The sequence below is a fragment of the Pseudomonas sp. NFACC10-1 genome, from assembly GCF_900119195.1.
GTDB lineage: Bacteria > Pseudomonadota > Gammaproteobacteria > Pseudomonadales > Pseudomonadaceae > Aquipseudomonas > Aquipseudomonas cerasi.
In genome coordinates this window covers 592,021-611,641 of sequence record NZ_FPJB01000004.1, presented here as the reverse complement: position 1 = coordinate 611,641, position 19,621 = coordinate 592,021, and the positions used below count along the sequence as shown (strand labels likewise).

Below are 19,621 nucleotides of genomic sequence, written 5' to 3'. Positions count from 1 at the left end.
GCGACTCGAAGGCTTTTTGCAAAGCCTCTGATTAGCGGGAGCGAGGCAATCATGCCTCGCACTTCAGGGGGGCGTCAAACGTTTTGTAGTGCTTTTTTTAAATCACTACATATTTGTGAAAAGTAGACCGGGCAGTCATCAAAAGGCCCGTAAGTATTGGGTTTTCAGCCCGTGCAGGCTATTCGAGGGTTTCGACCTTTACACGCAAAATCATATCGTCACGACCCTGTGTGGAATAGCGTTGCGCCAGGCCACTTTGATCCGCGACGGATTCATTGCTGTTGCTCGCCAGTGTGATCCATTCTCCCAGCCGTCCGCTGACCTGGCTGTCAGTACTCTGCACCTTGATAGCGTCGGGTCGCTCCTGGCTCATGCGGTCATGATTGGTGCTGATACTCAGGTGAACCGTGTCGCCGGTCACGCTGGCCGTGACGTAAAACCCTTGGGTTACATTGCGGTACTCGGTGTCGCTTCGGGAATATCCGTACGCGTCCGTGGATGAAGAGGTCAGCGGCACACTCTGGCCCACCTGTATGAGTGCAGGGGTGCCCTCGCTGGTCTGCACTTGTTGCACGCCGCCTTCACGGCTGGCGGTACCGTACTGAATAACCCGCGAGCCACTGCTGCTGCGGGTCGCGCTGTCGCTGGTGTCGACGCTGATCAGCAAGCGTTTCGGTGCCGTATCGAGCTGCGAGATCAAAGCGCGAAGTTCTTCGATCTTGCGTGACTCTGCATTCACGATCAATTGATTGCCGTAGGCGCTGACGGTGCCTTCGTCCCCCAGAAAGGATTTGGCGACCGGCAACAGATCGGCACTGGTGCGGTAGTTGAGCGGGACGACTTCGGTCGCCGCGAAGACCTGAGTGCTGAAGACGATCAGCATCGAGGTGAGTGCTGCATTGAGCAAGTTGCGTACTGACATGTTCATTCTCCGCGGTGAGCGCGTAAAGCATGATTGTGCCACTGTGTCGGCTGCAGGCAATCAAGCTGAATGGTCAGGCATAAAAATGCCCTGCGGCTTTTCGGTTCGACCTTGAGGGGGCGAGCGAAAAAGAGCAGGGCGATCATCATGTAGTGCCGCTGCAAACGCCTACATAACTGCGTTGATCACGCTTCGCGGAGCATATCAACGTGTGGCAGGCCGGCTTCGAGAAACTCGTCGCTGATAACCGAAAAGCCGAAGCGCTGATAAAACTCGACGGCCTGCACCTGAGCGCTCAGCTTGAGCGGCTTGAGCCCACGCTGTTCGGCTTCATGGATCACTGCACCCAGCAGAGCCTCGCCGACCTTCAGGCCACGCCAGTCTCTCAGGACTGACAGGCGACCGATCTCGCCATCGGGCAGCAGTCGGGCAGTGCCCACCGCATATTCACCCTCGTACGCGAGAAAATGCACGGCACCTGCGTCTTCGGCATCCCACTCCAGTTCCGGCGGCACCGATTGTTCGGCAATGAATACCGAATCGCGTATGCGCCGGATATCGGCGTTGTTCTTCTGCCATTGGGCGACAGTTACAGTGACTTTATTCATCGGCAAATCCCAGGCTTCCTTGTTTTACGAGTTCGCAAAGCAAATTGCGCCCCTCGTCATCGGCCAACCATTGGCCAAGGTTTTCGCTGTGCAATGCATCGGCGGCACAGATCAGTTTGAGCAGATCACGCAGGCTGCCTGGCAGCAGGCGGCTCTGGCCACTGGCAAACAGTAGCAGATCGTCATCGACTTCAGACCACGCCAGCCGTGCGCTCGGGTTACGAATCAGCACCGCGCCCTGCTCAAGGCTGTCGAGCAGGTCCTGTTCGTCGAGCTCTGGGCCGGTCACCAGTTCCGGGTAGCGCGGTTCGGTCATGAACTGGCCGAACCAGGTCAGCAGCAGGCGTTCGTCACTCATGTGCTCGGCCAGCAGCGTTTTCAGGCGATCAAGCGCTTCATGCTGGATTTGATGAGGATCGCTGACCGGCTGGGCGTCAGCATCGGTGTAGCGCTCTTCGTCCGGTATGAACTGGCTGAGGAAGTCAGTGAAGTGAGTCAGGACTTCGGCGGCGCTTGGTGCACGGAAACCGACCGAGTAGGTCAGGCAGTCGTCGACGGCGACGCCGCAGTGCGCCAGGCGCGGCGGTAGATAAAGCATGTCGCCCGGTTCCAGCGTCCACTCTTCGGTCTTCTCGAATTCGGCAAGGATGCGCAGGTCGGCATGCTGCAGCAGCGGGCTTTCCGCATCGCACATCTGGCCGATCTGCCAGTGGCGTTTGCCATGCCCCTGAAGCAGGAACACATCATAGTTGTCGAAGTGCGGACCGACGCTGCCGCCAGGGGCTGCGTAGCTGATCATCACATCGTCAATCCGCCAGCTGGGCAGAAAGCGGAAGTTTTCCAGCAGCTCGCTGACTTCCGGAACGAATTGGTCCACGGCCTGGACCAGCAGCGTCCAGTCGCGCTCGGGCAGTTTGCTGAATTCGTCTTCAGCGAACGGGCCACGACGCAGCTCCCACGGGCGCTCGCCGTTTTCGATGACCAGGCGCGACTCCACTTCTTCTTCCAGGGCGAGGCCGGCAAGCTCGTCCGCGTCGATCGGGCTTTGAAAGTCCGGCAGAGCCTGGCGGATCAGCAGCGGTTTTTTCTGCCAGTAGTCACGCAGGAAAACGCGAGCAGTGATGCCGCCCAGAAGTTGTAGAGGAATATCAGGATTCATGTGTAAGCCCTTGAAATGAAAACGCCCGGCACAGCCGGGCGTGTGCAATTTTTTTGCGTGTCAGATGCGCTTGGCCTGAGCGGCTGCGTTACCGATGTAATTGGCAGGCGTGAGCTTCTTGAGCTCGGCCTTGGCTTCGGCAGGCATGTCCAGGCCGTCGATGAAAGTCTGCAGCGCTTCAGGGCCGATGCCCTTGCCGCGTGTCAGCTCTTTCAGTTTTTCGTACGGGTTTTCGATGTTGTAACGACGCATGACGGTCTGAATCGGCTCTGCCAGAACTTCCCAGCAAGCGTCCAGATCGGCGGCAATGCGCTGCTCGTTCAGTTCCAGCTTGCTGATGCCCTTGAGGCTGGCTTCGTAGGCAATGACGCTATGGGCAAAGCCGACGCCCAGGTTGCGCAGTACGGTGGAGTCGGTCAGATCACGCTGCCAGCGGGACACAGGCAGCTTGCTCGCCAGATGCTGGAACAGTGCGTTGGCGATGCCCAGGTTGCCTTCGGAGTTTTCGAAGTCGATCGGGTTGACCTTGTGCGGCATGGTCGAGGAGCCGATTTCGCCAGCAATGGTGCGCTGCTTGAAATAGCCCAGCGAGATGTAGCCCCAGATGTCGCGGTCGAAGTCGATCAGGATGGTGTTGAAGCGGGCAATGGCGTCGAACAGCTCGGCAATGTAGTCGTGCGGTTCGATCTGCGTGGTGTACGGGTTGAAACCCAGGCCCAGCTCGTCTTCGATGAAGGCCCGCGCATTGGCTTCCCAGTCGATGTCTGCATAGGCAGAGAGGTGGGCATTGTAGTTGCCGACTGCGCCGTTGATTTTGCCGAGCAACGGGACTGCTGCGATCTGACTGATCTGGCGCTCGAGGCGGTAAACGACGTTTGCCAACTCCTTGCCCAGTGTGGTCGGGGAGGCGGGCTGGCCGTGAGTGCGGGACAGCATCGGCACGTCTGCAAAGCGAATCGCCAGCTCGCGGATGGCGTCGGCGATCTGGCGCATCAGTGGCAGCACTACGGTGTCGCGACCCTCGCGCAGCATCAGTGCGTGAGACAGGTTGTTGATGTCTTCGCTGGTGCAGGCGAAGTGGATGAACTCGCTGACCTTTTCCAGCTCTGGCAATTTGGCAGCCTGCTCCTTGAGCAGATACTCCACAGCCTTCACGTCATGATTGGTGGTGCGCTCGATTTCCTTGACGCGCTCGGCATGTTCCACGGAGAAGTCTTCAGCCAGGGCATCCAGGATGGCATTGGCTTGCGCGGAGAAGGCCGGGACTTCGGTGATTTGCGGGTGAGCCGCAAGACGCTGGAGCCAGCGAACTTCAACCATCACGCGGAAACGGATCAGGCCGTATTCGCTGAAAATAGGGCGCAAGGCCTGGGTTTTGCCGGCGTAGCGGCCATCAACAGGGGAAACCGCAGTGAGCGAAGAAAGCTGCATGGGATGCTCTCGGACAGTCGGGCGACGAAAAGGGCGCATATCATACATGAAAAGTCAGTCGGACCGGAGCCCGCCGACCAGCGTAGACAGCGTCGTGCCTGGGGTGGTGAAGGTCATTGGCGCGCGGCGGGTCAGCCGTGCAGCAATGGGTAGAGTTCTTTCAACAACTTGCGGCGGCTGAACACCAGTTGCCAGCGATGACCGCCAACTTGCCGCCACAGGCGGGCAGAGCGTATACCGGCCAGCAGAATGCCGCGAATCTTCGAGGCATTGTTCGGCTGCTGCAGGTTACGCATGTCGCCTTGTACCTGAATGCGCTGGCGCAAGGTACTCAGGGTGTCCTGGTACAGCGCGCCGGTCGCGGCAATCACGTTCTCATGCGCGATGCCAAAATGCTCGACCTGGGACTGAATCACCGGAATGCGTTTGCCGATCACTTCAAGCAGGTCATCGCGCTTGGCCAGCTGGCGCTCGAGGCCGAGCATCGACAGGGCGTAGCGCAACGGTTCGCGTTGCAAGGTTGCCGGGTCACGTTCCAGGGCGCTGGCCATGGCGCGATAGCCTTCGTGCAGGTTGAGATCGTCGCCGCCGTAAACGTCCAGCGTATCCTTGGGGTCGACCACCAGCAGGCTGCCGAGCATGCAGCTCAGGGCTGCTTCGCTGATCTGACCGGTCTTGGCGATCCGGTCGACCAGCACGGCGGCCTGGAATACACCGCCCAGAGCGATCAGTTGTTCCTGAGTCGGGCTCATCAACGCTTGTCCTTGCTGGTCCAGGGTTCGGCAATTTCGATCACGCCGCCGCCCAGACAGATTTCGCCGTCGTAGAACACCACGGACTGGCCGGGGGTGACGGCGCGCTGCGGGTCATCGAATGTGGCGCGGTAACCGTCGGCGGTCTTTTCCAGCGTGCACGGCTGGTCGCCTTGACGATAACGGACCTTCGCGGTGAGCTTGCGCGGGCTGCTCAGGTCGATCGGGTTGACCCAATAGATTTCCGAAGAAACCAGCGCACGGGAAAACAGCCAGGGGTGATCATTGCCCTGACCGACAATCAGTTCATTGTTGTCCAGGTCCTTGACCAGCACGTACCACGGATCATCACTGGCGTCCTTGAGGCCGCCGATGCCCAGGCCCTGGCGCTGGCCGATGGTGTGGTACATCAGGCCGCTGTGACGACCGATGACTTCACCCTCGGTGGTCTTGATTTCGCCGGGCTGGGCGGGCAGGTACTGGCGCAGAAAATCAGTGAAGCGGCGCTCGCCAATGAAGCAGATTCCGGTGGAATCCTTCTTCTTGGCAGTGGCCAGGCCGTGTTTTTCGGCAATGGCCCGGACTTCCGGTTTTTCCAGTTCGCCAACCGGGAACAGCGTCCGGGCGATCTGCTCGCCGCCAACGGCGTGCAGGAAGTAGCTCTGGTCCTTGTTCGGGTCCAGGCCCTTGAGCAGCTCGGTACGTCCATCGATATCACGGCGGCGCACGTAATGGCCTGTAGCGATAAGGTCAGCGCCCAGCATCAGTGCGTAGTCGAGAAACGCCTTGAACTTGATTTCGCGGTTACACAGGATGTCCGGGTTTGGGGTGCGCCCGGCCTTGTACTCTTCAAGGAAGTGCTCGAAGACGTTGTCCCAGTACTCGGCCGCGAAGTTGGCCGTGTGCAGCTTGATGCCGATCTTGTCGCACACGGCCTGGGCGTCCGCCAGGTCTTCGCGGGCGGTGCAGTATTCCGTTCCGTCGTCTTCTTCCCAGTTCTTCATGAACAAGCCTTCCACCTGATAACCCTGCTCCATGAGCAGTACGGCGGAAACGGAAGAGTCCACGCCGCCGGACATGCCGACTATGACGCGCTTCATTTCTGAGTTCGAGGGGGCTGGATCACGCATGGGGGTTCAACGGCTGACCTGTAAAAGGACGCGATTCTATCAGGCTGAGGGCGTCGAGTCTCACGCCTTGTCGCGCAGCAGGTCGAGACTGAAATGTTCGCCATCGAGGTAGTCGTCCAGACAACGCAATACCAGCTCGCTGCGCCAGCGCTCCTGTTGGGCCACTAGCTCATCGCGAGTCAGCCAGACTGCGCCGACGATGCCTTCATCGAGTTGATACTCCGGGTGGTGGCGCAGGCCCTTGGCGGCAAAGCAGATTCGCTGGTAGGTCACGCCATTGCTCGGCGCGGTGTACAGGTAGATGCCCACCACGCTGGTCAATTCGACGTCCCAGCCGGTTTCTTCCAGGGTTTCACGCACGGCGGCACGTTGCAGGCTTTCGTTCGGGTCCAGGTGTCCGGCGGGTTGGTTGAGTACGGCGCGTCCGCCTTTGATTTCCTCAACGAAAAGAAAGCGGCCTTGATCTTCGACGATGGTGGCGACGGTAACGTGGGCTTGCCAGGTCATGGTAATGGTCTCTTTGCAGGGGATTGGGTCAGCCGTAACAGCTTATTGGTGCTCGAACTGCAGGTCATGCCTCAGGGCGCTGACGCAGAAGTCCACAAAGGCTCGCACTTTGGATGAGCGACGACGGCCCTCCAGGTAAACAACGTGAACCGGTTCCGGCGTTATTTCGAACGTCTCCAGAACACACTTGAGCCTGCCTTCCTGCAGGTGATCGCGTATCTGATAGTACGGCACCTGGGTCAGCCCCCATCCTTGTAATGCTGCGCTGATCGCCGCCTGATAAGACGTCAGGCTGAGTCTCGAGGCGACATCGACCGAATAATTATTGTCATCGATCCGGAAAAGCCATTGAGGCGGGCGTTCGGCGGTGGTGGTTGAAACCGTCGAATGCTGTCGCAAATCGTCGGGATGCTGCGGAACTCCATGCTTTTCGAGATAGGCCGGGGATGCGCAAACCATGCGCCGCACGCTACCTGTCGGGATTGCGGTCAGAGACGAATCGGGCAGGGCACCGATCCTGACGGCCACGTCGACGCCCTCATCGAGCATGGACACTACTCGGTCGACCAGAATGGCACGGATGTCCACAGCCGGAAAACGCTCGAGAAAGCTCGTCATTACGGGCACGACATGCAGCGCGCCGAACATCTGGGGTGCGGTGATCGTCAGCAGGCCGCCTGGCACTGCATGCAAGCCGCCTGCCGCGCTTTCAGCCTCATCAAGGTCGGCAAGCAGTCGGCGGCAATCAGCGGCGAAGCGCTGGCCCGCCTCGGTGAGCCGCATGTTGCGAGTGGTGCGCACCACCAGCAGGATGCCCAGGCGGCTCTCCAGACTCGCGACAGCCCGGGTTACCGTGGCGGTCGACAGGCCAAAATGGCGGGCTACCCCGGCAAAACTGGTTTGCTCGGCAAGTCCGGCAAAAAGCGTCATTTCCTGAATACGGTCCATAGGCAGCCTGCTTGCCACGAAAGATGCGAAATCGTATCAGCATTTCAGAAATTGAAAGGGTGAATTGATTTTTTCGGTAATTCTGCAGTCCAGTTGCAATGACTAGGATGGCGACTCATTCATCCAGCCCGGTCAGACTCTGCTATGAAAAATTCCGGTTCAGTCGACGCTGAAAATGCCGCATCCGGTGTCAGTCGGCGCAAGGTTTTACAGGCGTCAGCGTTAGGCGCTGCTTCTGCTCTCGGGGCGTCGTTGGTGAGCGCCGCTTCTGCAAGCAATAAACCTCTATCCAGGGAAAGTGCAATGAGCATTGATGATGCCTTCCGCGTGACGTTTCACACTCAGCAGGTAGGGGACGTCAATGTGTTCTATCGCGAAATCGGAGCCAAGGACGCCCCGGTGCTGCTGTTGCTTCATGGTTTCCCGAGTGCCAGTCACATGTTTCGTGACCTGATGCCATTGTTGGCGAGTCAGTACCGCCTGATCGCTCCCGATCTGCCCGGATTCGGTAATACCAAAGCACCACCGCGCGGGCAGTTCGATTACACATTCGAAAACCTTTACAAGGTAATCGAGGGCTTCACCGAGGCGCTGGGCCTGAAGAAGTATGCGTTATACATATTCGACTATGGCGCACCGACAGGTTTGCGGCTCGCAGCGGCGAACTCGGAGAAGGTCACCGCAATCATCAGTCAGAACGGCAATGCCTACCTGGAGGGATTCAGCGATCAATGGGGCCCGTGGCAAGCCTATTGGCGCGAGCCTTCGGCAGCCAATCGTGAAGCCTGTCGCGCCTCGCTGTCACCGCAAGTCATCCGGGACTGGCAATACGGTACGGGAGCCGATCCTGAAAAGCTTTCTCCCGATGGCTGCAACCTCGACATTCTGTATATGGCGCGGCCGGGCGCAGAAGAGATCCAGCTTGATCTGATTCTCGACTACCGCAGTAACGTAGCGGCTTACCCCTCGTTTCAGGAATACCTGCGCAAATATCAGCCACCCTTGCTGGCGGTCTGGGGCAAGCATGATCCTGCGTTCATACCTCCGGGCGCGCATGCTTTTCGCAAGGACGTCCCGGCGGCTGAAGTGCATCTGCTGGATGCAGGCCACTTTGCATTGGAAACGCACGCGCCGGAGGTCGCTGAATACATTCGCGACTTTCTTTCGCGCGCGCTGAAAAGCTGAAGGGGGCAATCATGTTCTTGAGCAGGGATCTCCCAGGCTTGCGAGATCAAACCTGTAACTGAAATTTTTCATGGGTAAAAAAATCCCCGGCAACAGGCCGGGGATTTTTTTGCGAGGCGGTGCATTTTTATGCACCGCCTCGGATTGCCTCTTACAGCGCGGCGATAGCCGCGTTGAGCGTGGCGCTCGGGCGCATGGCCTTGCTGGTGACTTCCGGGTTAGGGAAGTAGTAGCCGCCAATGTCTACCGGCTTGCCCTGAACCGCGTTCAGCTCGGCAACGATTTTTTCTTCGTTGTCGGTCAGGGTTTTCGCCAGAGGTGCGAACTGCGCCTTGAGGTCTGCATCGTCGTTCTGAGCAGCCAGTGCCTGAGCCCAGAACAGGGTCAGGTAGAAGTGGCTGCCGCGGTTATCGATACCGCCGACCTTGCGCGAAGGCGACTTGTTACGGTCCAGGAACTCGCCAGTGGCCTGGTCGAGGGTCTTGGACAGAACCAGTGCTTTCGGATTGTTGTAGGCATGGCCCAGATGCTCGAGGGACGCTGCCAGAGCCAGGAATTCACCCAGCGAATCCCAGCGCAGGAAGTTTTCCTCGACGAACTGTTGCACGTGCTTCGGAGCCGAACCACCTGCGCCGGTTTCGAACAGGCCGCCGCCGTTCATCAGCGGAACGATCGACAGCATCTTCGCGCTGGTGCCCAGTTCCATGATCGGGAACAGGTCGGTCAGGTAGTCGCGCAGTACGTTACCGGTGACCGAAATGGTGTCCTTGCCTGCGCGAGTGCGTTCCAGGGTCAGCTTCATCGCGTCGACAGGTGACAGGATCTGGATATCCAGGCCCGACGTGTCGTGGTCGCCCAGGTACTTGCGCACTTTTTCGATCATCACGCTGTCATGGGCGCGGGACGAATCCAGCCAGAAGATAGCCGGGGTATTGCTGGCGCGGGCACGATTGACGGCCAGTTTCACCCAGTCCTGAATCGGTGCGTCCTTGGCCTGGCACATGCGCCAGATATCGCCCGCTTCGACCTTCTGTTCCATCAGCAGGTTGCCCTGGCTGTCAGTTACACGAACAACGCCGTTGGTCTGAATGTGGAACGTCTTGTCGTGGGAGCCATACTCTTCGGCCTTCTGAGCCATCAGGCCGACGTTCGGTACGCTGCCCATGGTGGTCGGGTCGAATGCGCCATTTTTCTTGCAGTCTTCGATGACTGCCTGATAGATGGTGGCGTAGCAGCGATCCGGAATCACGGCCTTGGCATCGTGCAACTGACCGTCTGTGCCCCACATCTTGCCGGAGTCACGAATCATTGCCGGCATTGAGGCGTCGACGATGACGTCGCTCGGCACGTGCAGGTTGGTGATGCCCTTGTCGGAATTGACCATCGCCAGCTGTGGGCGAACGGCGTAGACCGCTTCGATATCAGCCTTGATTTCTGCCTGCTTGTCAGCGGGCAGGCTAGTGATGCGCTCGTACAGGTCGCCGATGCCGTTGTTCAGGCTGAAGCCGATCTGCTTGAGCGTATCAGCGTGCTTGGTCAGCGCATCCTTGTAGAACTCGTCGACGATCTGGCCGAACATGATCGGGTCGGAGATCTTCATCATGGTCGCTTTCAAGTGCACCGAAAACAGCACGCCCTGCTTGCGGGCGTCTTCGATTTCGGCAGCAATGAAGCTGCGCAGGGCCTTGGCGCTCATGACCGAGCAGTCGACGACTTCGCCAGCCTTGACGGCGGTTTTTTCCTTCAGGACGGTGGTGGTGCCGTCCTGAGCGACGAGTTCGATCTTGACGGTATTGTCGGCCGCGATCTCGGCGGCTTTTTCGCTGCCGTAGAAGTCGCCGTTGCTCATGTGTGCAACGTGAGCCTTGGAGTCAGCTGACCAGGCGCCCATCTTGTGCGGGTGCTTGCGCGCGTAGTTCTTGACCGACAGCGGGGCGCGGCGATCGGAGTTGCCTTCGCGCAGAACCGGGTTCACGGCGCTGCCCTTGGTCTTGTCGTAGCGTGCGCGGGTTTCTTTTTCCGCGTCAGTGGCAGGATTTTCAGGGTAGTCAGGGATGTTGTAGCCCTGATTCTGAAGCTCCTTGATGGTCGCCTTCAATTGCGGGACCGAGGCGCTGATGTTAGGCAGCTTGATAATATTGGCTTCTGGCGTGGTAGCCAGTTTGCCCAGCTCGGCGAGATGATCCGGCACTTTTTTGTCGGCAAGCAATTCCGGGAAGCTGGAAAGAACACGGCCCGCCAGAGAAATGTCGCGTGTTTCCACGTCGATATCGGAGGTCGCTGTGAACGCTTCGATAATAGGCAGCAGGGAGTAGGTGGCGAGGGCCGGAGCTTCGTCGGTGAAGGTGTAGATGATCTTCGAGCGGTTGGACATTCGTATTAACTCTCTTTTGCTGAGCATGCACAAAATCTCGATACGCGCATTCTAAGCGCGCTTGCCCACGGTTCGGCCATGAGCCAGGTCGAGGTTTATTCGCGGTGATGTTGGGTGCATCAGTCGAGCGTCAAGCTGTCGGGTCAGGTAGCAGCCCGACGCATAAGGAAGGCCGAGGGTCAGAATTCGGACGGGTCGGCCTTGATGACTCTGCGGTCACGGCGCGAGTATATCAAACCATTGGCACCAAGCATTAATGCTATGCGAGCTATCGAAAAATGAATATCCGCCGTTGGTCGAACGTGCGGTTTGCCAGACAGGCACTCGGAGTGGCTGGCGCATCGGCCCCAGCAGGCCTGAAGGTAGGACGAATTCGATGGGAGAGGGGCGAACTTCCATTGTACGGGCTGGGCTGCGCAGGCCATATGAACGTCCTGGAGTCTGGGCATCCGCGGTGCAACAACCGCTAATTCGATACCCTGTGGAGCGCGACGGGTATAAAGCAGACCAACATAGCTGTCTCTTTATGTGTCCGGCAAAGCTCATTGCGTGCTTCTGGCAGTTCGGCTGCTCTGATGGCTGCCGTTATACATCAACTGACTTTTTCAACACGAGCATCAGGCGTCCGCGTGAGCGTGGTCCTGCTGAAGCAGCGGCTGCGTGTCCTTTGCCGGATCCAGCTTTTTCTCTTCCGAGCTGTTGATTTTTATTGCCTGCAGCCCTTTAGGGCCGTGGGCGACTTCAAATCTGACTTTCTGGCCAGCCTTGAGGGTTTTGTAACCTTCCATTTCGATAGCCGAGAAATGAACGAACAGGTCCTCGTCACTCTTGCCTTCAGCGTTTATGAACCCAAACCCTTTTGCATTGTTGAACCACTTGACTTTTCCTTCAATCATCACCATCTCCCTCTGCAAAGGACTCCGTCAGGAGTATCATCCACTTCAATCCGCTACCCACCCAAAAAATTTTGGTTGACTGTGCGGACCCTTTTTACCCAATGTGGGCTCTATTGGTTGTAACACCGTTTAGCTGATAGTCAAGGTCATGTGGCAGCCCATTTAAAAACCGTCCAGACTGCGACTAAATTGCTCAATCCGCCCTCAAACGAACATTTCTTTCCATGCATGCATTCAGCAAGATTCGACTAACATTCAATCAGGATGATCCGCAGTCGCACGAGGACGACTCGGCGGGCATTGCGGTGCAGGACGCCAAGCCGACCCTGCAGGCGCCACCGATGTACAAGGTGGTTTTATTCAACGATGACTACACCCCGATGGATTTCGTCGTAGAAGTGCTCGAGGTGTTTTTTAACCTGAATCGTGAGCTGGCTACCAAAGTCATGCTGGCCGTCCATACAGAGGGACGGGCAGTCTGCGGATTGTTTACCCGCGACATCGCCGAGACCAAGGCAATGCAGGTCAATCAATACGCCAGGGAGAGCCAGCATCCGCTACTCTGTGAGATCGAGAAGGACGGTTAAACGCCGACCACTTGGGTATGAGGTGAAGCTATGTTAAACCGTGAGCTCGAAGTCACCCTCAATCTTGCCTTCAAGGAGGCACGTTCGAAGCGTCATGAGTTCATGACGGTCGAGCATCTCCTGCTGGCTCTATTGGACAATGAGGCTGCAGCCACTGTACTGCGTGCCTGCGGCGCAAACCTCGATAAACTCAAGCATGATCTGCAGGAGTTCATCGACTCCACCACTCCGCTGATCCCCGTTCATGACGAGGACCGCGAGACACAACCGACGCTCGGGTTTCAGCGCGTGCTGCAACGGGCAGTCTTCCACGTGCAGAGCTCCGGCAAGCGCGAAGTGACCGGCGCCAACGTGCTGGTTGCGATTTTCAGTGAGCAGGAAAGCCAGGCCGTATTTCTGCTCAAGCAGCAGAGCGTGGCCCGGATTGATGTCGTCAACTATATCGCCCACGGTATCTCCAAGGTTCCAGGGCATGGCGAACACTCTTCTGAAGGTGAACAGGATATGCAGGACGACGAGGGCGGTGAAGCATCTTCCTCAGGCAATCCTCTGGATGCCTATGCCAGCAATCTGAACGAGTTGGCGCGTCAGGGGCGCATCGATCCACTGGTCGGCCGCGAAAGCGAAGTCGAGCGGGTGGCACAGATTCTGGCTCGTCGCCGCAAGAACAATCCTTTGCTGGTCGGTGAAGCGGGTGTCGGTAAAACGGCCATCGCCGAAGGTCTGGCCAAGCGCATCGTCGACAATCAGGTGCCTGACCTGCTTGCCAACAGCGTCGTCTACTCGCTCGATCTGGGCGCGTTGCTGGCCGGGACGAAATACCGCGGCGATTTCGAGAAGCGCTTCAAGGCGTTGCTCAATGAACTGCGCAAGCGTCCTCAGGCGATCCTGTTCATTGACGAGATCCACACGATCATCGGTGCTGGCGCAGCGTCCGGCGGGGTAATGGATGCTTCCAACCTGCTCAAGCCGCTGCTGTCTTCCGGCGAGATCCGTTGCATCGGTTCGACGACCTTTCAGGAATTTCGCGGGATTTTCGAGAAGGATCGTGCCTTGGCGCGTCGCTTCCAGAAAGTCGATGTTTCCGAGCCTTCGGTCGAGGACACCATCGGTATCCTGCGCGGCCTGAAAAGCCGTTTCGAGCAGCATCACAGCATCGAATACAGCGACGAAGCCCTGCGCGCCGCCGCCGAGCTCGCCTCGCGCTACATCAATGATCGTCATATGCCTGACAAGGCCATTGACGTGATCGATGAGGCGGGTGCCTATCAGCGTCTGCAGCCTGTCGAGCAGCGCGTCAAGCGCATCGATGTGCCTCAGGTCGAAGACATTGTCGCCAAGATCGCGCGCATTCCGCCAAAACACGTCAACAGCTCCGACAAGGAACTGCTGCGTAACCTGGAGCGCGATCTCAAGCTCACTGTCTTCGGGCAGGATGCGGCCATCGATTCGTTGTCGACTGCGATCAAGCTGTCCCGTGCAGGCCTCAAGTCGCCTGACAAGCCGGTCGGTTCGTTCCTGTTCGCCGGTCCTACGGGCGTCGGCAAGACCGAGGCGGCGCGTCAGTTGGCCAAGGCACTGGGCGTCGAGTTGATCCGGTTCGACATGTCCGAGTACATGGAGCGGCATACTGTTTCCCGTCTGATCGGTGCGCCTCCGGGTTACGTCGGTTTCGACCAGGGCGGTCTGCTGACCGAGGCCATTACCCGCCAGCCACATTGTGTGCTGTTGCTCGATGAAATCGAAAAGGCTCACCCGGAAGTCTTCAATCTGCTTCTGCAGGTGATGGACCACGGTACGCTGACCGACAACAACGGGCGCAAGGCGGACTTCCGCAATGTGATCGTGATCATGACCACCAACGCCGGGGCTGAGTCTGCTGCGCGCGCTTCGATCGGTTTCACGCATCAGGACCACTCGTCCGATGCGATGGAAGTGATCAAGAAGAGCTTCACGCCAGAGTTCCGCAACCGTCTGGATACCATCATTCAGTTCGGTCGCCTCAGCCACGAAGTCATCAAGAGCGTGGTTGACAAGTTCCTCACCGAGCTTCAGGCCCAGCTGGAAGACAAGCGCGTACTGCTCGAAGTGTCCGAGGCGGCGAGAAGCTGGCTGGCGCAGGGTGGTTACGATGCGGCAATGGGTGCCAGACCGATGGCTCGCCTGATTCAGGACAAGATCAAACGGCCTCTCGCCGAAGAGATCCTGTTCGGCGAACTGTCAGAACATGGCGGCGTGGTTCACATCGATATCAAGGATGGCGAGATCACCTTCGATTTCGAAACCACGGCAGAAATGGCCTGATAGCCGACGCCTCGCCCCGCATCATTGACGGATGCGGGGCACGTCGAGGACATCGATTGTAAAAAACAGGCATACAAAAACGCCCGGCTTATGCCGGGCGTTTTCGTTAATGCCTGTTTAGCGAGCGCGGTAGGTGATGCGCCCTTTGCTCAGGTCGTAGGGCGTCAGCTCTACACGCACTTTGTCACCGGTCAGAATACGGATGTAATTCTTGCGCATCTTGCCGGAGATATGCGCGGTTACGACGTGCCCGTTTTCCAACTCCACGCGAAACATGGTGTTGGGCAGGGTGTCGACGACAGTGCCTTCCATTTCGAAGCTGTCTTCTTTCGACATGCAGTAAAGCCCTCGGTATACAAATGAGTGGCCCGGTGCAAGTGGCGCCAGGCAAAAGCGGCGTGCATTGTGCCCGAAAAAACCAGTTTAAGCCAAGGGGTTCAATACAGAGTGACCCATCTTTGATTGGTGAGCAGCTCGATGGGGCGATATTGAGTCTTGTAATTCATCTTTTTGCAGTTCTTGATCCAGTAGCCGAGGTACACCGCCTGCAGTTGCAGCCTGGCCGCTTCGGCGATCTGCCACAAAATGGCGTAACGGCCCAGACTGCGGCGTTCTTCATCGGGTTCGTAGAACGTATAGACTGCCGAAAGCCCGTTGGGCAGCAGGTCGGTGACGGCAACTGCCAGCAGACGTTGATCGACACGAAATTCGTAAAAGCGCGAGAAAGGCAGGTCGCGAACCAGAAATGTCGAAAATTGCTCCCGGCTCGGCGGGAACATGTCGCCGTCAGCGTGCCGTTGTTCAATATAACGCTGATAAAGATCGAAGTATTCCTGAGTGAAAACAGGTTTGGCGCTTTGCACCTGAATGTCGGCATTGCGTTTCAGAATACGTTTTTGCTGACGGTCGGGAACGAAGAGGCTTACCGGAATGCGTGCGGGTACACACGCGCTGCAGTTCTGGCAGTGCGGGCGATAAAGGTGATCACCGCTGCGGCGAAAACCCATGTCAGACAGGTCGGCATAGACCTGTACATCCATCGGCTGGCTGGGGTCCAGAAACAGGGTCGTCGCCTGCTCTTCGGGCAGGTAACTGCAGGTGTGCGGTTGAGTGGCATAAAACTTCAGCCTCGCCAGCTCTGTCATGGTCGTCGCCTAATGGTGAATCCTTACCCATGAGTGTATGCCAGCCTGTCAAACTCGCCTAGCTGACCAGTCAGCGTCGGTCGGCTGATCAAGATGGCGGGACAGGTAATCGGCGAAAGTCTGCCGAGGAATGGCGCGCGCGCCGAAGCTGTGCAGATGCTGAGTGGGCATCTGGCAGTCGATCAACACAAATCCCCATTCAGTCAAATGCTCTACCAGGGTGGCAAAGCCGACCTTGGAGGCGTTATCTGCCCGGCTGAACATCGATTCGCCGAAAAACAGCTGGCCCATTGCCAAGCCATAAAGCCCACCGACCAGCTCATCCTGATCCCAGACCTCGACGCTGTGCGCATGTCCACGGCGGTGCAGCTCGATATAGGCCTCCTGCATCGAGCCGGTTATCCAGGTTTCGTTGGCATAACTGCGAGGGGCGGCGCAGGCCGTGATCACGCTGGCGAAGTCCTGATCGAAGGTCACCCGATAGCGCAACTGGCGCAGAACCTTGCCAAGACTTCGCGAGACGTGCAGTTCTTCGGGAAATAACACAGTGCGCGGATCGGGGGACCACCAGAGAATCGGCTGACCGTCCTGAAACCAGGGAAAGCAGCCGTGTCGATAGGCGCTGATCAGGCGATCGGCCGACAAGTCTCCGCCTGCGGCAAGCAAGCCGTTGGGTTCGCGGAGGGCTTTTTCCAGTGGCGGAAAATCGAGGCTGTTGCGGTTCAACCAGGTCAGCATGGCATCACAACTTTGCGGAAGGGGAGGGCGCACCTGTCTGTAAGTGCAACTCTGTGCGACAGGCGTGGTCACAAGCGGTTGTCATTATGGCGCGTACCTTGTGCATGCGGTAGGGCGCGAGCCTCGCAGCGGTCGTATGGTCGTTCAAGTTGCGGGCCGTTGATAGAAACACGGCATAAGCCTTTGTCACAAAACGTAATGCATGCTCAAATTGAACATCATCAGTGAAGGTGAAAGCATGTTGTGTCTTGCGTGACCGTCTGAAGTGGAGATGGTGTGTTTTCGTACAGACTCAAGTGGCTGTAAAGCCGTACAATGCCTGTTTTGGGCGTTATCATTCAAGCGTCTGTCGACAGGCTTTCCCGCTGTCTGCGCTCCCTGTCCATTCGGGAGCCGTCAGTGCCGTCCGACAGCCGTTTCTGGTCAATCAACGAGATGTTCGCGCTACCGCGCAGGAAATAAAGCGTTTTGAAGAAATCCACCCCCGCACCCAGCGCTGTCCCGCTTTGGCGGCAGCAATTGCACTACCGGCTCAAGGAAGGGGCCCTGATCGCCTTTGGCGCACTGTGCCTGTATCTGATGATGGCCTTGCTGACCTACGATCAGAGCGATCCCGGCTGGAGCCACACCAGCAGCAATGCGGCGCAGGTTCAGAATGCCGCAGGGCGTGCAGGTGCGTTCTGTGCCGATATTCTGTTCATGGTTCTGGGCTACTTCGCCTACATCTTCCCACTGTTGCTGGCGATCAAGGCCTGGCAGGTGTTTCGCCATCGCCATGAGCCTTGGCAATGGAGCGGCTGGCTGTTTTCCTGGCGTCTGATCGGACTGGTGTTTCTGATCCTCGCGGGTGCTGCGCTGGCGCATATTCACTTCCATTTTTCGGCCGGTTTCCCCGGTTCGGCAGGCGGTGTGCTGGGCGAAGTGCTCGGCGATCTGGCCAAGAAAGCCCTGAATATTCAAGGCAGCACCTTGCTGTTCATTGCCCTGTTTCTGTTCGGCCTGACGGTGTTTACCGACCTGTCCTGGTTCAAGGTGATGGATGTCACCGGCAAGATCACCCTCGATCTGTTCGAACTGTTTCAAGGCGCTGCGAACCGCTGGTGGACCGCCCGTGCCGAGCGCAAGCAGATGGTTGCGCAGTTGCGTGAGGTGGACATGCGTGTCAACGATGTGGTGGCGCCTGTGGCGCCCGATCGTCGCGAGCAGGCCAAGGCCAGAGAGCGCCTGGTGGAGCGTGAAGCGTCGTTGAGCAAACACATGACCGAGCGCGAAAAGCACGTGCCTGCGGTCATCGCGCCAGCGCCTTCGAAGCCTGTAGAGCCCAGCAAGCGCGTCATGAAGGAAAAGCAGGCCCCGCTGTTCGTGGACAGCGCAGTGGAAGGCACGCTGCCTCCGATTTCCATCCTCGACCCGGCAGAGAAGAAGCAGCTCAACTATTCCCCGGAGTCTCTGGCGGCCGTCGGTCATTTGCTGGAAATCAAGCTCAAGGAATTCGGTGTGGAGGTGTCGGTAGACTCCATCCATCCCGGTCCGGTAATTACTCGCTACGAGATCCAGCCAGCTGCCGGCGTCAAGGTCAGCCGCATTTCCAACCTCGCCAAGGACCTTGCGCGCTCGCTCGCCGTGACCAGCGTTCGTGTGGTCGAGGTGATTCCGGGCAAGACCACCGTCGGTATCGAGATCCCTAACGAAGACCGCCAGATCGTGCGTTTCTCCGAGGTGTTGTCCACACCCGAATACGATAACGCCAAGTCGCCCGTCACCCTGGCGCTGGGCCACGATATCGGTGGCAAGCCGGTGATTACCGATCTGGCGAAGATGCCCCACCTGCTGGTGGCCGGTACGACCGGTTCCGGTAAATCGGTGGGTGTGAACGCCATGATCCTGTCGATCCTGTTCAAGTCCGGCCCGGAAGACGCCAAGCTGATCATGATCGACCCGAAAATGCTCGAGCTGTCCATCTACGAAGGTATTCCGCACCTGTTGTGTCCGGTGGTCACTGACATGAAGGACGCCGCCAACGCCTTGCGCTGGAGCGTTGCCGAGATGGAGCGCCGCTACAAGCTGATGGCGAAGATGGGCGTACGTAACCTGTCCGGCTTCAATCAGAAGGTCAAGGAAGCTCAGGATGCCGGCGAGCCGCTTGCCGATCCGCTGTACAAGCGCGAAAGCATTCATGACGAAGCGCCGCTGCTGAGCAAGCTGCCGACCATCGTAGTGGTGGTGGACGAGTTCGCCGACATGATGATGATCGTCGGCAAGAAGGTCGAAGAGCTGATCGCGCGTATCGCCCAGAAGGCGCGTGCGGCGGGGATTCACCTGATCCTCGCGACCCAGCGTCCGTCGGTGGATGTGATCACCGGTCTGATCAAGGCCAACATTCCGACGCGTATGGCGTTCCAGGTGTCGAGCAAGATCGATTCGCGGACCATCATCGACCAGGGTGGCGCCGAACAACTGTTGGGCCACGGTGACATGCTGTACATGCCGCCGGGCACCAGCCTGCCGATCCGTGTGCATGGCGCGTTCGTTTCCGATGAAGAAGTGCATCGTGTGGTAGAAGCCTGGAAGCTGCGAGGTTCCCCGGACTACAACGACGATATTCTCGCTGGCGTCGAAGAGCCCGGCAGCGGCTTTGATGGCGGTGGCGGCGAAGGCAGTGAAGACAGCGAAAGCGACGCGCTTTACGATGAGGCCGTCAAGTTCGTGCTGGAAAGCCGTCGCGCCTCGATTTCTGCCGTACAGCGCAAGTTGAAAATCGGCTATAACCGCGCAGCGCGCATGATCGAAGCGATGGAAATGGCAGGGGTCGTGACCTCCATGAATACCAACGGTTCGCGCGAAGTCCTGGCCCCCGGGCCGGTGCGCGACTGATTTTTATCACCCCGTATTGCGGCGACGGCGTGCATGTCACGCTGTCGCATCATCATCGACT

The 19,621-nt window shown here is 58.2% G+C and carries 17 protein-coding genes; 4 read left to right on the top strand and 13 right to left on the bottom strand.

What is annotated here, in order from left to right; translation table 11 throughout:
* Positions 1-178: 178 nt before the first annotated feature.
* From BT119_RS14990 to BT119_RS14955, 8 genes are all read right to left on the bottom strand, one after another.
* Positions 179-922 carry a secretin N-terminal domain-containing protein gene (locus BT119_RS14990; RefSeq protein ID WP_072366212.1) on the bottom strand — a complete coding sequence of 248 codons (744 nt, stop codon included), beginning with the start codon at positions 920-922 and terminating at the stop codon, positions 179-181.
* A 185-nt stretch (positions 923-1,107) separates the two neighbouring features.
* Positions 1,108-1,530 carry a GNAT family N-acetyltransferase gene (locus BT119_RS14985; protein WP_003371737.1) on the bottom strand — a complete coding sequence of 141 codons (423 nt, stop codon included), beginning with the start codon at positions 1,528-1,530 and terminating at the stop codon, positions 1,108-1,110.
* Entirely contained in the window at positions 1,523-2,689 is a 1,167-nt protein-coding gene (locus tag BT119_RS14980) for a ribosomal protein uL16 3-hydroxylase (RefSeq protein WP_065349569.1), read from the bottom strand. The genes BT119_RS14985 and BT119_RS14980 overlap by 8 nt, the downstream gene beginning before the upstream one ends.
* A 60-nt stretch (positions 2,690-2,749) precedes the next feature.
* Positions 2,750-4,120, bottom strand: a complete 1,371-nt coding sequence (gene purB / locus BT119_RS14975) for an adenylosuccinate lyase (protein ID WP_003371741.1) — start codon at positions 4,118-4,120, stop codon at positions 2,750-2,752.
* Between the two features lie 131 nt (positions 4,121-4,251).
* On the bottom strand, positions 4,252-4,872 hold the full coding sequence (gene hflD, locus BT119_RS14970) for a high frequency lysogenization protein HflD (protein ID WP_003405097.1): 621 nt from the start codon (positions 4,870-4,872) through the stop codon (positions 4,252-4,254).
* Entirely contained in the window at positions 4,872-6,002 is a 1,131-nt protein-coding gene (mnmA, locus tag BT119_RS14965) for a tRNA 2-thiouridine(34) synthase MnmA (RefSeq protein WP_011168961.1), read from the bottom strand. Before mnmA ends, hflD begins: the two co-directional genes overlap by 1 nt.
* A gap of 60 nt (positions 6,003-6,062) precedes the next feature.
* Entirely contained in the window at positions 6,063-6,509 is a 447-nt protein-coding gene (locus tag BT119_RS14960; RefSeq protein WP_003350322.1) for an NUDIX hydrolase, read from the bottom strand.
* Positions 6,510-6,551: 42 nt separating this feature from the next.
* Positions 6,552-7,457: a LysR family transcriptional regulator gene (locus BT119_RS14955; protein WP_024663379.1), complete on the bottom strand. Its 906-nt coding sequence runs from the start codon at positions 7,455-7,457 to the stop codon at positions 6,552-6,554.
* A gap of 303 nt (positions 7,458-7,760) precedes the next feature.
* On the opposite strand from BT119_RS14955, the gene BT119_RS14950 reads away from it, so the two are divergent.
* Complete coding sequence (locus BT119_RS14950; protein WP_054081085.1) at positions 7,761-8,642, top strand: alpha/beta fold hydrolase; 882 nt, start codon at positions 7,761-7,763, stop codon at positions 8,640-8,642.
* A gap of 151 nt (positions 8,643-8,793) precedes the next feature.
* Here the strand turns inward: BT119_RS14950 and BT119_RS14945 are convergent, their stop codons facing one another.
* Together BT119_RS14945 and BT119_RS14940 are read right to left on the bottom strand one after the other, a co-directional pair.
* Positions 8,794-11,016, bottom strand: coding sequence for an NADP-dependent isocitrate dehydrogenase (locus BT119_RS14945; RefSeq protein ID WP_044308824.1), 2,223 nt, complete (start codon positions 11,014-11,016; stop codon positions 8,794-8,796).
* A 617-nt stretch (positions 11,017-11,633) separates the two neighbouring features.
* A complete protein-coding gene (locus tag BT119_RS14940; protein ID WP_032609879.1) occupies positions 11,634-11,918 on the bottom strand; it encodes a cold shock domain-containing protein in 285 nt (94 codons plus the stop codon).
* A 218-nt stretch (positions 11,919-12,136) separates the two neighbouring features.
* Here BT119_RS14940 and clpS point away from each other — a divergent pair, with 218 nt between their 5' ends.
* Positions 12,137-12,499 (top strand): ATP-dependent Clp protease adapter ClpS, encoded by a 363-nt coding sequence (clpS, locus tag BT119_RS14935; RefSeq protein WP_003405085.1) that lies wholly within the window; start codon positions 12,137-12,139, stop codon positions 12,497-12,499.
* A gap of 30 nt (positions 12,500-12,529) precedes the next feature.
* Positions 12,530-14,803, top strand: coding sequence for an ATP-dependent Clp protease ATP-binding subunit ClpA (clpA, locus tag BT119_RS14930; protein WP_003371759.1), 2,274 nt, complete (start codon positions 12,530-12,532; stop codon positions 14,801-14,803).
* 117 nt (positions 14,804-14,920) lie between these two features.
* Here clpA and infA read toward each other — a convergent pair whose 3' ends face one another.
* The 3 genes from infA to aat form a co-directional block, all read right to left on the bottom strand.
* The gene (infA, locus tag BT119_RS14925) at positions 14,921-15,139 is read right to left on the bottom strand and encodes a translation initiation factor IF-1 (protein ID WP_002553999.1); all 219 of its coding nucleotides are present in this window, start codon (positions 15,137-15,139) and stop codon (positions 14,921-14,923) included.
* Between the two features lie 101 nt (positions 15,140-15,240).
* Positions 15,241-15,948: an arginyltransferase gene (locus tag BT119_RS14920; RefSeq protein ID WP_003371761.1), complete on the bottom strand. Its 708-nt coding sequence runs from the start codon at positions 15,946-15,948 to the stop codon at positions 15,241-15,243.
* Positions 15,949-15,996: 48 nt separating this feature from the next.
* Positions 15,997-16,686 (bottom strand): leucyl/phenylalanyl-tRNA--protein transferase, encoded by a 690-nt coding sequence (gene aat, locus BT119_RS14915; RefSeq protein ID WP_003371763.1) that lies wholly within the window; start codon positions 16,684-16,686, stop codon positions 15,997-15,999.
* Positions 16,687-17,154: 468 nt separating this feature from the next.
* On the opposite strand from aat, the gene ftsK reads away from it, so the two are divergent.
* Positions 17,155-19,560: a DNA translocase FtsK gene (gene ftsK, locus BT119_RS14905; RefSeq protein ID WP_058417278.1), complete on the top strand. Its 2,406-nt coding sequence runs from the start codon at positions 17,155-17,157 to the stop codon at positions 19,558-19,560.
* The last annotated feature ends 61 nt before the right edge of the window (positions 19,561-19,621 follow it).